The following is a 12,741-nucleotide window of genomic DNA, read 5'->3' on the forward strand; positions in this document are numbered from 1 at the left end:
GCAATTTATGGCAGAAGTAAAGAACATGAGATTAAATAAGGTATTGCGTGAACTTAATATTTCACTTGATCGTGCCGTTGATTTCCTCAAGGAAAAAGGCTACGAGGTTGAAGCGCGCCCTACCACTAAAATCTCTGCCGAAGTATACGAGGTATTATCAGATCAGTTTCAGACCGATGCAAATAAAAAAGTTGCGTCTAAAGAAGCTGCTCAGGAGAAACAAAAGGAGAAGGAAGCTATAAGACAGGCTCGCGAAGAAGAAATCGAGGAGAAGCGTCAGGATCGGGAACCCGAGAAAGAGGTGATTCGTGCGAAAACCAACCTTCAGGGGCCTAAACAAGTAGGTAAGATCGATTTGGATCGTGCCGGAAAACCTAAAGAAGCTCCAAAAGAAGAAAAAGTCGAAGAGAAACCGGCAGCAGCAGAGGCTAAGCCTGAACCTAAGGTTGAAGAACCTGTTGCTAAAAAAGAAGAGCCTGCTAAACCTGCGGCTGAGGTTAAAAAAGAGCCTGCTAAAGTTGAAAAGAAGGAGGAGAAGAAGCCGGAAGAAAATGTCAAGAAAGAAGCTCCAAAGCTGGGCGATGATGTTGTTAAGACAGACTACAAAAAACTTGAGGGTCCTAATTTTACCGGAGAGAAAATAGATCTTTCGCAGTTTAAAAAACCTGAAAAGAAAAAGAAAACAACTTCTAATGAGGATCGCAAGCGTAAACGCAAGCGCATCAGCAAAACCCCGGGGGCTAATCCTAATGCGGGTGGCAATAACAACAACCGCGGGCGCAATAACCAAAGAGGTGGAAGCCGCAGAGGTGCTCAGGTTGTAAAAGAAGAGCCGACAGAAGAAGAAGTACAAAAACAAATACGGGAAACCCTTGAAAAACTTCAGGGTAAATCCAATAAAGGTAAAGGAGCTAAATACCGTAGAGATAAGCGTGATCAGCATCGTCAGAAGAATGAGGATGAGATGGCGCAGCAAGAAGCTGAAAACAAAGTATTAAAAGTAACGGAGTTTGTTACCGTGAGCGAAGTCGCTACGATGATGGATGTTTCGGTTACTCAGATCATCTCAGCGTGTATGTCTCTGGGAATGATGGTGACGATGAACCAGCGTCTGGATGCAGAGACCCTTTCTATTGTGGCCGATGAATTTGGCTACGAGGTAGAGTTTGTGAATGCAGACATTGAAGAGTCTATTGCTGTTCAGGAAGATGCTCCTGAAGATTTAAAATCCCGTGCTCCAATTGTTACCGTAATGGGTCACGTTGACCACGGTAAAACCTCTTTACTCGATTACATTCGTGAAGAGAATGTAATTGCAGGTGAAAGTGGTGGTATTACGCAGCACATCGGTGCTTATGGAGTGACGCTCAAGGGAGGTCAGAAAATAGCATTTTTAGATACACCGGGTCACGAGGCCTTTACCGCGATGCGTGCACGTGGTGCTCAGGTGACGGATATTGCCATAATCGTGGTAGCGGCAGATGATGATGTGATGCCACAAACCAAAGAGGCAATTTCTCACGCTCAGGCGGCAGGTGTTCCTATTGTTTTCGCAATTAACAAAATTGATAAGCCTACGGCAAATCCTGATAAAATCAAGGAGCAACTGGCTAATATGAACCTGCTTGTGGAAGATTGGGGTGGGAAAATTCAGTCGCACGATATTTCAGCAAAAACAGGGCAGGGAGTTGAAGAACTTTTAGAAAAAGTACTGCTTGAAGCTGAAATCTTAGAGCTGAAAGCAAATCCTGATAAACGTGCTAACGGTACTGTAGTAGAGGCCTTCCTGGATAGGGGTAGAGGTTATGTGTCTACCGTTCTGGTTCAGGCGGGTACACTTAAGATAGGTGATTACGTGCTTGCAGGAACAAACAGTGGTAAGATCAAAGCGATGCACGACGAGCGTGGAAAAGAGATTAAAGAGGCAGGGCCGGCAACACCGGTTTCAATCTTAGGTCTGGATGGTGCTCCTCAGGCTGGTGATAAGTTTAATGTGATGGAAGATGAGCGTGAAGCTAAAGACATCGCAAACAAACGTACGCAGCTGCAACGTGAGCAATCTGTTCGTACGCAGAAGCATATTACTCTTGACGAGATTGGAAGACGTATTGCGCTAGGTGACTTTAAAGAATTGAACATTATCCTTAAAGGTGATGTGGATGGGTCGGTTGAAGCCTTAACAGACAGTTTCGGAAAACTATCTACTGAAGAGATTGTTGTAAACATCATTCATAAGGGAGTAGGAGCCATTACAGAAAGTGACGTGTTGCTTGCTTCGGCATCAGATGCCATCATCATTGGATTTAATGTAAGACCTGCGGGTAATGCCAGACAGGTAGCGGATAAGGAAGAAATCGACATCCGTACGTATTCAATTATCTACGATGCGATCAACGACCTGAAAGATGCAATGGAAGGTATGCTTTCTCCGGTAATGAAGGAAGAAATAACCGGTACGGCTGAAATACGTGAGACGTTCAAGATTTCGAAAATCGGAACAATCGCGGGTTGTATGGTTACTTCCGGTAAGATTTACCGCAACTCAGGCGTGCGTTTAATACGTGACGGAGTTGTGATTTACACCGGCGAATTGGCTTCATTGAAGCGATTTAAAGATGACGTAAAAGAAGTGAGTAAAGGTTACGACTGTGGTATGCAGGTTAAAAACTATAATGATATACGCGAAGGTGATATTATTGAAGCGTACCAGGAAGTTGCAGTTAAGAAGAAACTGAAGTAATATTTAGTATTAAATTTAGGAAAAGAGGTTGCCTGCGGCAGCCTCTTTTTTTTGTGGCTCGTAGAACAGTCTATTCCTTGTTTTTCCAGAAGCCAATGGCTTGATAAAGGTGCAATCCGTTTGGGTTAGGCTCAGGTTGAAGAATGGCCGGTGGTATATGAATTTATAGTGTAGCCCTTGTGCTGCCTTATTGGTCCACAAATACTGTGGTAAAGTGTGGGTGCAGTGTGGGTTCACTGTGGCTTCAGTGTGGGTTCATTTGGATGTTTACAAGGGTGTTCCAGAAGTCTTAAATGGCTTTTTTCAGGGGCGGGAGATCGACGGTTCTATCATCAGATGATCCTGTGCTATCTCAGGATATTGCATAAAAAAAGGCGATCCTAAGAACGCCTTTCTTTGAGAATATCATGATGTTATTACCTCTCAGGTTTCATAACAAAGGCATTTGGAAATAATTTTTGTATTTGAATTAAGGCGCGGTCTGCTTCCAGTCTGTTTCTGAAGTTGCCTACCCAAACTTTGTAATTGGGGCTTTCATAAACTATACTGGGTTCCCAGGATCCGTATTTAGAACGATACCGGGATTGCACGCTGTTTGCTTCGGTTATAGAGCCGTAGAAAAGCTGAATTTTATAACGGTCATTAAGCTCATTGTTAGCCGCCATTTTTGATTTTAGGTCGAGTAGTTCGGGAATTCGGTTGTCCTGAGAAATTGATACACTTCCGCTTTGCGAAAACGCAGCAGTCTGAATCAGAATTCCAAAAACGCCTAAAAATGTGAGCTTCAAGAGTATATTTTTCATCGCTTAAATTGTTTTGGTAAAAGTAAAAGTAATAACTCAAATCTATATAGATTTATTATTTAGAACAGATATAAATTAGTTCTTAACGCTTTGCTAACACTTCAAAATTCCACTTCTAAGTCTTACTTTTGCGATCAAATTTGTCGGCATAGTTTTTAGTTTTCAAACGCTTTTTAACGTTGAAATGAATGCCGCGCTAAGATGACAATTCTATCATACTATGAAACAGGGTAAAAACCTTAATTCAGCTTCTCGATTTTCTTTAATCACTCTGGCTTTATTGCTTTCGTTTTCTTCTTATGTTTTTGCACAGGAAGATTCTACTGCGACAGCTGATGCTGCCGGAGCGGCGGAATCAGAAACTTCGCCTGCGGCTCAGGGAGGTGATGCTGCTGCCGGTAAGGCATTGTTTAATGCAAATTGCGCGGCTTGTCACAAATTGTACGACAGGGCTACCGGTCCTGCACTTTACAATGTAACCGAGCGACGCGATCGTGAATGGTTATATCGTTGGATAAAGAATAACAAGGAGTTGCGTGACTCAGGCGATCCTGAGGCGATTGCTATTTACAATGAATACAATCAAACAGCAATGAACGCTTTTCCGCAGCTTAGTAACGCGGACATAGATGATATTCTTGCCTATACCAATACCCCAAAACCAGAGCCTGTAGCTCCTGTTGATCAAGCCGGGGGCGGCGGTGGTGCCGGGGGTGGTGTTTCAAGCACCGTAATCCTGGGTATTCTTGCGGTTGTTCTGGTAATGCTTGTTGCAGTATTGTTTTTGGTAAATAATACACTTCGCAAATTTGCAGTTGCTCAGGGTGTTGAGCTTCCGGTTAAAGAATCACGCAAGCCAATCTGGAAAGCTTTTGTTGAAAATCAGTTCCTTGTTTTAGTGTCTGTGATTGTGTTGCTTTTAGGTGGTGCTTATTTCGCTTATGGCTGGATGATGCAGATAGGTGTTGATCAGGGTTACGAGCCTATTCAGCCTATACATTACTCGCACCGTATTCACGCAGGTGACAACCAGATTGAGTGTAAGTACTGTCACTCTTCTGCGCGTACCAGTAAGCATTCGGGAATTCCTTCTTTGAATGTATGTATGAACTGCCATAAGAGTATTTCTGAAGTTGCAGATGCAACAAATGAATACAGTTCAGTGACTGAAGATTATACTAAAGAATTCTACGATAAGGAAATTCAGAAATTGTATAAGGCAGTAGGTTGGGATCAAGCTACGCAATCTTACACCGGGGAGACTCAGGCTGTAGAATGGGTGCGTATTCACAATCTTCCTGACTTTGCTTATTTCAACCACTCACAACACGTAAGTGTGGCTGGTGTACAGTGTCAAACCTGTCACGGTCCGGTAGAAGAGATGGAGATTATGTATCAATATGCTCCGCTTACCATGGGATGGTGTATTAACTGCCACCGTGAAACTAACGTTAAGATGGATGGTAACCCATACTACGAGAAAATTCACGAAGAGCTTTCTAAGAAGTATGGTGTAGAAGAGTTGACAGCTGCTCAGATGGGTGGTCTGGAATGTGGTAAATGCCACTATTAATAGATAAAGAATACGTGTAGTCTGACTCGCGTTCCAAAATAAATAACAATAGATTTTATGTCATCAAACAAGAAATACTGGAAAAGTGTTGAAGAGCTAAATGAAAACAGCTCTATTGTTGAGGCGCTTAAGCATAATGAGTTTCCGCACGAGATTCCTACTGATGAGTTTCTGGGAAATAAAGATACTTTGGATTCTTCCTCAACTACGCGTCGTGATTTCTTAAAATACGTTGGTTTTTCTACTGCTGCAGCGTCGCTTGCAGCTTGTGAAGGGCCTGTTGTGAAGTCCATTCCGTATGTGGTTGCTCCAGAGCGCATTACTGTAGGTAAGGCAGATTATTATGCCACTGTTATGGCAGATGGTTTTGATTTTGCGAGCGTACTGGTAAAAACCAGAGAGGGTAGACCTATCAAAATTGAAAATAACAAAATGGCCTCTGTTTTAGGAGGTAATAATGCCCGTGTGCACGCTTCAGTACTTTCTATGTACGATACCAAGCGTTTGCAAGGGCCAAAAATTGACGGAAGTTCAGTTAGCTGGTCAGAGTTTGATGATAAATTAGGTCAGCAACTTAATGGTCTTGGAGGTAAAAGCATTGTATTGCTTACGCAGACTTTTGCGAGTCCGTCAACTACAAAATTGATTGCTGATTTTGCTGCTGCTTATCCTAATGTTAAGCACGTTACTTACGATGCACTAGGCGAAAATGCCGCTTTAGATGCTTTTGAAAGCAAATACGGAACGCGTGCATTGCCAGATTATGACTTTACTGAAGCTGAAGTGATTGTTTCGGTGGGTGCTGATGTGCTGGGTGACTGGCAAGGTGGTGGGTTTGGTCCTACCTATGCTAAAAGTCGTGTTCCTAAGAACGGGAAAATGTCCCGACACATTCAGTTTGAGGCAAATATGACGTTGTCTGGAGGTAATGCAGACAAGCGTGTGCTGGCTACCCCGTCAGAGCAAAAGAAAATCGTTGCGGCCATTCAGAGTTTGGTTTCGGGCGGAAGTGGAAGCACGGGTCTTTCTGAAGAGTTGGATGCTGCTGTTAAAAGTGCTGCGAAACAATTGCGTGCTGCAGGAAGCAAGGGTGTTTTGATCACCGGTGTTGACGATGCGAATGCTCAAATGGTTGCACTTTCTGTAAACGAAACTTTAGGAAGTACAATTATTGATACTGCTGCACCAAAAATGACCCGTCAGGGTAATGCACAGGAAGTTAGTCAGCTGGTTAAGGATATGAATTCCGGGGCTGTTGGTGCTTTGTTTGTAGTAGGTGTGAATCCTGCATACAGCCTTCCTAATGTAAACGAATTTAAATCGGGTCTTGAGAAAGTAGCTGTGCGTGTGTCTTTCAATATGAAAGAAGATGAAACCGGGTTGCTTTGCAATTATCTGGCTCCAACTCCACACTATCTGGAGTCATGGGGTGATGTTGAGATGAAAAAAGGCTACGTATGCTTAATGCAGCCTACGATTAAGCCTTTGTTTGATACGAGACAGTTTCAGGAATCACTTTTAAAGTGGACCGGAAACGATATGTCTTACTACGATTACCTTAAGTCAAACTGGTCTAATGCTGAGAAAAGCTTTAATCAGGCGCTACAGGATGGTATCGCCACCGGTGTGATGACTCCGGCTGCAGATACAGCTTCTGTAACTCAGGAAAGCATGACTGCTGAAGGCGGGATGACCTTGTCAAGTGCTCTTGCAGCTTTGGCTCAGGAAGGTGAGGCTTCAGGTAATGGATTTGAGCTTACACTGTATTCAAGTACCGGTTTAGGTAACGGTGAGCAGGCAAACAACCCCTGGTTGCAGGAATTTCCTGATCCAATCACCAGAACATCTTGGGATAACTATCTGACGATGTCTAAAAAAGACGCAGATCGTTTGGGTATTGAAAATGAAATCACTTCTAAAGGTGCACTTAACGGTAGCTACGTTACAGTTACACTGGGTGATGTTACTTTAGAAAATGTACCGGTATTTATTCAGCCTGGTCAGGCTCCCGGTTCTGTAGGTCTTGCTTTAGGTTATGGCAAGAAAGCGGCAGTTCAGGAAGAAATGCAGGTAGGTGTAAATGCGTATCCGCTTTATAAAGACTTTAAGTCTACACAAACCGTACAAATCAAGAAAGCCAGTGGATGGCATGAGTTTGCCTGTGTGCAAATGCAAAACACCATGGCTGGCCGTGCAGATGATATCATCAAAGAAACTACCCTTGAAATCTTCAATACTAAAGATTCAAGCGAGTGGAATCACGTAGGGCACGTAGATTATAATCACTCTGAAATTTCAGTTCGTGATAAGAATGCTGACATCTGGGAATCGTTTGATGATACTTTTGGTCCGCATTTCAACCTTTCAATAGATCTTAACGCCTGTACCGGTTGTGGTGCATGCGTTATTGCCTGTCACGCCGAAAACAATGTTCCGGTTGTAGGTAAGCAGGAAGTTAGAAACTTTAGAGATATGCACTGGTTGCGTATTGACCGTTACTACTCTTCTGAAGACACATTCGCTGAAGAAACCAAGACATTAGAAGAGCTTCCGGCAATGGATAGCTATTCAGTGGTAGAAAAGCAATCGTATGACAATCCTGAGGTTGCATTCCAGCCTGTGATGTGTCAGCATTGTAACCACGCTCCTTGTGAGACTGTGTGTCCGGTTGCTGCGATTGGTCACGGTAGACAGGGTCAAAACCAAATGACGTATAACCGTTGTGTAGGTACCCGTTATTGCGCAAACAACTGTCCGTATAAGGTGCGTCGTTTCAACTGGTTCCTGTATAGCGAAAATGATGAGTTTGACTACAACATGAACAACGACCTGGGTCGTATGGTTCTTAATCCTGATGTTACTGTGCGTTCACGTGGAGTGATGGAAAAATGTTCTATGTGTATCCAAATGACTCAGAAAACGATTCTTGATGCTAAGCGCGAAGGTCGTGTTATTGAAGACGGTGAGTTTGCAACAGCTTGTAGCAACGCCTGTGATAATGGTGCGATTAAGTTTGGCGATGTAAATATGCCTGATTCGGAAATCGTAGCACTTAAAAATGATAAACGTAAGTACTATCTGCTTGAAGATATAGGTGTAAAACCTAATGTATTCTATCACGTGAAAGTTAAGAATACTGCTGAAGCTTAATCTAGTTAAAAATATAAATATCAATATATTAATATGTCGTCACACTACGAAGCACCCATAAGAGAGCCTTTGATTCTTGGAGAGAAATCTTACCACGACATCAGCGTGGATGTAGGTGCTCCTATCTTAGGGAAGGCCAATAAATCTTGGTGGATTGTATTTTCTATAGCGCTTGTTGCATTCCTATGGGGCTTGGGCTGTATTGTATATACCGTTTCTACCGGTATTGGAGTTTGGGGTCTTAATAAAACCATTGGCTGGGCCTGGGATATTACCAACTTCGTTTGGTGGGTAGGTATTGGTCACGCGGGTACCCTTATTTCTGCGGTATTGCTTTTATTCCGTCAAAAGTGGCGTATGGCAATTAACCGTTCTGCAGAAGCAATGACCATATTTGCGGTTGTACAGGCCGGTTTGTTTCCAATTATTCACATGGGTCGTCCGTGGTTGGCATACTGGGTACTTCCCATACCAAACCAGTTTGGTTCCCTTTGGGTAAACTTCAACTCTCCGCTGCTTTGGGACGTATTTGCGATCTCTACGTATCTTTCAGTTTCATTAGTATTCTGGTGGACGGGTCTTCTTCCTGACTTTGCGATGATCAGAGACCGTACTAAGAGCCCATTCCAGCAAAAGATATATGGAATTTTAAGCTTTGGATGGAGTGGTCGTGCAAAAGACTGGCAACGTTTTGAAGAGGTGTCACTGGTACTTGCAGGTCTTGCGACTCCACTGGTACTTTCGGTACACACGATTGTATCTTTTGACTTTGCGACTTCGGTAGTACCGGGATGGCATAGTACCATTTTCCCTCCGTATTTTGTGGCGGGTGCAATCTTCTCCGGTTTTGCAATGGTACAAACCCTGCTTTTGGTAATGCGTAAAGTGGTTAGCCTTGAGAACTATATTACCATTGTTCACATCGAATTTATGAATAAGGTAATCCTGCTTACTGGTGGTATTGTAACGGTGGCATACCTTACCGAATACTTTATCGGTTGGTATTCCGGAGTTCCTTATGAAAACTATACCTATTTGTCTTTTGGTGCTGCAACCGGACCTTACTGGTGGGCATTCTGGGCACTTATCATCTGTAACCTAATTGTGCCACTTACACTTTGGGTTAAAAAATGGAGACGTAATATCCTATGGACCTTTATCGTAGCCCTGATTATCAACATCGGGATGTGGTTTGAGCGTTTTGATATCATCGTGATCTGTTTGAGTAAAGACCGTTTGGCATCAACCTGGTCTATGTTCTCGCCTACTTTTGTAGATATTGGAGTATTTGTGGGTACGATTGGATTCTTCTTTGTATTATTCCTATTGTATGCACGTACCTTCCCGGTAATTGCACAGGCAGAGGTTAAGAGTATTCTGAAATCATCGGGAGAGCGTTATAAGCGCATTCGTGAATCAGGAAAAGACCTAGCCGGAACCGCAACAGATGAGCGTACATCAAACTATGCTGCACGTCCGCAATCTTTAGGCGTGGCTTCAAATGCAGATGCAACGCATCATCAATCAACTGTTAATGCTGATGCGTTAGTAGATACGGAAGCTAAGAAAGCTGAGATTGATATGATGCTGGCGCGAATCGGGACTTATGATCCTGCAACGCAAACGCCAGATGATCTTAAAAAGATAAGTGGAGTAGGGCCTGTTTTAGAGCAGAAACTGCATCAGCTGGGTATCTATACCTACGATCAGGTAAGTAAAATGACTAAAAAAGAATACGACTTGTTAGATGAGATAATCGACGGTTTCCCCGGTAGGGCAGAGCGCGATGATTGGGCAGGTCAGGCACAAAATCTTAAAAACTAATTATGGCATCAGGAAACGTTTTACATGTGCTTTATAATGATGACGACGTCCTTATGAAAGCAGTAAAGGAAATACGTGCAAATAAGTATCGAATCAACGAGGCTTACACTCCATTTCCTGTACACGGTCTCGATAAAGCGATGGGCTTGCCGCATACGCGCCTTGCAATATGCTCTTTTATCTACGGTCTTATAGGTTTAAGCGTGGCTACTTTGATGATGAATTTCATTATGATTGAAGACTGGCCAAGAAATATTGGTGGTAAACCAAGTTTCTCCTATTTGCAGAATATGCCCGCTTTTGTGCCTATTATGTTTGAGTTGACGGTATTTTTTGCGGCTCACCTTATGGTGATCACTTTTTACCTAAGAAGTAAAATATGGCCTTTTAAAAAGGCTGAAAATCCAGATCCACGTACTACCGATGATCACTTCTTACTTGAAGTGGATACCGCTGGTCACGATCTAGATGCGCTTTCTAAGTTTTTATACGATACCGGCGCTTCAGAAATAAGTCTAATTCATAACGAAGAACACGCTTAACAAATGAAAAATAGTATCAAAATAGTATCTTCATTAGTAATGCTGGTTTTGATAGTTTCTTGTCAGGACAAAGACTACAGAAACTATGAATACATGCCAAACATGTATGAGGAAGTAAGTTATGAGGCTTATGGAAAGTACGATGTATTTCCTAATCAGATGGAAGCGATGCAGCCGGTTGAGGGGAGTGTATCCCGCGGCTGGATGCCTTATGAATATGAAAACAGTACCGAAGGTTACGATGCAGCTAAAGCTAATTTAAAGAATCCGGTACCGTACACTGAAGATAATTTAAACGAAGGTAAAGGTCTTTATACCATTTATTGTGCGATTTGCCACGGTGATAAGGGTGATGGTAAAGGAACACTTGCTGAGCGTGAGAAAATTTTGGGTATTCCTGCTTATAATGATCAGGGACGTGCCATTACCGAAGGTAGTGTGTATCACGTGATGTACTATGGCCTCAATACAATGGGGTCTTATGCAACTCAAACAACTGAACGTGAATTGTGGTTAATCAACCACTATGTAATGGACCTTAAGGACGCTTTAGACGGAAAACCCAAGCGAGCCTTTGAAGACGAAACGACTACCGAAGAAGAAGCTTTGGTAGAGCAGGAAGAAATGACTGATGAAGGGCAGGTAATGTCTGAAGAAGCACAAACTGAAGAATAATAAAGGCAGGATATTTCAATTATGTACAAGTTTTCTAGTAAATTAAGACTTTTCGCCATCATTTGTATGGTACTGGGTTTAATAGGATTAGTATTTGGATTCTTATCTGTTCCTGGAACAGTTGAAGAAGCTAACGAAATTCTTGCAGCGCAGGAAGCTCACCACGGTGGAGGTGAGGCGCACCATGAGGAAGGTGCTGCTCATCACGAAGCAGGTGAAGCGCATCACGAAGAAACGAATTTTGTTGACGAGGTAAAAGGTGAGCCGGGCTATTCAGAAAAAGCGATGGCTAATGACAAGGATATGGGTCACGGGGCTCACGAAGACGGAGAGCATATGGAGCACGTGTTGCACCAGATGCAAACCAAACCCTGGTCAGCAACCTTTATCGCGGCCTTTTTCTTTATGATGATCGCTTTGGGAACTTTGGTTTTCTACGCGATTCAAAACGCAGCACAGGCAGGATGGTCTCCATTGCTTTTTAGAGTTATGGAAGGTATAACTGCCTATTTACTTCCGGGTTCAGTCATCGTTTTACTGATTGTTATTTTTGCAGGCGAGCATTTCTATCCCTGGATGAATCACGAGTTGGTAGAAGAAGATAAAATTATTCAAGGTAAATCAGGCTATCTGAACTTTCCGTTTTGGTTGATACGTGGTATTATTTACGTAGTAGGGTGGAACCTGTATCGCTATTTCGCAGTTAAAAATTCAAGAGATCTGGACACGGCTGAAGATCTTAAGCCTTACAAGAATATCTTTAAATATTCTATTTACTTCCTGGCTTTCTTTATTGTTACCGAATCAACTATGGCCTGGGACTGGTTTATGTCTATGACTCCACACTGGTACAGTACGCTGTTTGCCTGGTATATTTTTGCGAGCATCATCGTGTCTGCGGTAACCGTTATAGCAATTGTAACCGTTTCGCTAAAAGCTATAGGTCAGCTGGAGTTTGTTAACGATAGTCACCTGCACGATCTTGCTAAGTTTATGTTTGGTTTCAGCGTTTTCTGGACGTACCTGTGGTTTGGTCAGTTTATGCTTATATGGTACGCAAACATTCCGGAGGAGGTTACGTATTTCATTCTAAGAATTCAGGAGTACAATCCTATGTTCTTTGGTATGCTAATACTTAACTTTGTACTCCCAATTTTAATATTGATGAATAGTGATTTCAAACGTGTTTCTTGGTTTGTGGTGATTGCGGGTATCATTATTCTGGTAGGGCACTATATAGATATTTTCTTCCTGGTTATGCCATCAACAGTTGGGCCTTACGGTTCATTTGGTATCACGGAGTTTGCGGCTCTTCTATTCTTCCTGGGTCTGTTTATATTCACAGTAGGAATGGGATTGTCTAAAGTATCTCTGCGTCCTAAGAATAATCCATTCCTCATTGAGAGCGAACATTTTCACTATTAATAGCAACGA

The 12,741-nt window shown here is 42.7% G+C and carries 8 protein-coding genes; 7 read left to right on the forward strand and 1 reads right to left on the reverse strand.

Going from position 1 to position 12,741, the window contains the following annotated elements; genetic code table 11:
• The first annotated feature begins 7 nt into the window (after positions 1 to 7).
• On the forward strand, positions 8 to 2,740 hold the full coding sequence (gene infB / locus CJ305_RS02625; RefSeq protein ID WP_099644668.1) for a translation initiation factor IF-2: 2,733 nt from the start codon (positions 8 to 10) through the stop codon (positions 2,738 to 2,740).
• A gap of 416 nt (positions 2,741 to 3,156) precedes the next feature.
• Here infB and CJ305_RS02630 read toward each other — a convergent pair whose 3' ends face one another.
• Positions 3,157 to 3,543 carry an SPOR domain-containing protein gene (locus CJ305_RS02630; protein ID WP_099644669.1) on the reverse strand — a complete coding sequence of 129 codons (387 nt, stop codon included), beginning with the start codon at positions 3,541 to 3,543 and terminating at the stop codon, positions 3,157 to 3,159.
• 220 nt (positions 3,544 to 3,763) lie between these two features.
• On the opposite strand from CJ305_RS02630, the gene CJ305_RS02635 reads away from it, so the two are divergent.
• The 6 genes from CJ305_RS02635 to CJ305_RS02660 are packed head-to-tail and all read left to right on the forward strand — an operon-like array spanning position 3,764 to position 12,732.
• Positions 3,764 to 5,116, forward strand: coding sequence for a c-type cytochrome (locus CJ305_RS02635; RefSeq protein WP_099644670.1), 1,353 nt, complete (start codon positions 3,764 to 3,766; stop codon positions 5,114 to 5,116).
• 57 nt (positions 5,117 to 5,173) lie between these two features.
• On the forward strand, positions 5,174 to 8,266 hold the full coding sequence (locus CJ305_RS02640) for a TAT-variant-translocated molybdopterin oxidoreductase (protein WP_099644671.1): 3,093 nt from the start codon (positions 5,174 to 5,176) through the stop codon (positions 8,264 to 8,266).
• 33 nt (positions 8,267 to 8,299) lie between these two features.
• Positions 8,300 to 10,090, forward strand: coding sequence for an NrfD/PsrC family molybdoenzyme membrane anchor subunit (nrfD, locus tag CJ305_RS02645; protein WP_099644672.1), 1,791 nt, complete (start codon positions 8,300 to 8,302; stop codon positions 10,088 to 10,090).
• A gap of 2 nt (positions 10,091 to 10,092) precedes the next feature.
• Positions 10,093 to 10,632: a DUF3341 domain-containing protein gene (locus CJ305_RS02650; protein WP_099644673.1), complete on the forward strand. Its 540-nt coding sequence runs from the start codon at positions 10,093 to 10,095 to the stop codon at positions 10,630 to 10,632.
• Between the two features lie 3 nt (positions 10,633 to 10,635).
• Positions 10,636 to 11,307, forward strand: coding sequence for a c-type cytochrome (locus CJ305_RS02655; RefSeq protein ID WP_099644674.1), 672 nt, complete (start codon positions 10,636 to 10,638; stop codon positions 11,305 to 11,307).
• A 21-nt stretch (positions 11,308 to 11,328) separates the two neighbouring features.
• Entirely contained in the window at positions 11,329 to 12,732 is a 1,404-nt protein-coding gene (locus CJ305_RS02660; RefSeq protein ID WP_099644675.1) for a quinol:cytochrome C oxidoreductase, read from the forward strand.
• Positions 12,733 to 12,741: the final 9 nt, after the last annotated feature.

Origin of the sequence: Leeuwenhoekiella nanhaiensis (assembly GCF_002744755.1) — a bacterium.
GTDB classification, from domain to species: Bacteria; Bacteroidota; Bacteroidia; order Flavobacteriales; family Flavobacteriaceae; genus Leeuwenhoekiella; species Leeuwenhoekiella nanhaiensis.

Bases quoted from the DNA above. Each gene is read 5' to 3' on its own strand.
- infB (WP_099644668.1), top strand. From the start codon at position 8: ATGGCAGAAGTAAAGAACATGAGATTAAATAAGGTATTGCGTGAACTT.
- CJ305_RS02630 (WP_099644669.1), bottom strand. From the start codon at position 3,543: ATGAAAAATATACTCTTGAAGCTCACATTTTTAGGCGTTTTTGGAATT.
- CJ305_RS02635 (WP_099644670.1), top strand. From the start codon at position 3,764: ATGAAACAGGGTAAAAACCTTAATTCAGCTTCTCGATTTTCTTTAATC.
- CJ305_RS02640 (WP_099644671.1), top strand. From the start codon at position 5,174: ATGTCATCAAACAAGAAATACTGGAAAAGTGTTGAAGAGCTAAATGAA.
- nrfD (WP_099644672.1), top strand. From the start codon at position 8,300: ATGTCGTCACACTACGAAGCACCCATAAGAGAGCCTTTGATTCTTGGA.
- CJ305_RS02650 (WP_099644673.1), top strand. From the start codon at position 10,093: ATGGCATCAGGAAACGTTTTACATGTGCTTTATAATGATGACGACGTC.
- CJ305_RS02655 (WP_099644674.1), top strand. From the start codon at position 10,636: ATGAAAAATAGTATCAAAATAGTATCTTCATTAGTAATGCTGGTTTTG.
- CJ305_RS02660 (WP_099644675.1), top strand. From the start codon at position 11,329: ATGTACAAGTTTTCTAGTAAATTAAGACTTTTCGCCATCATTTGTATG.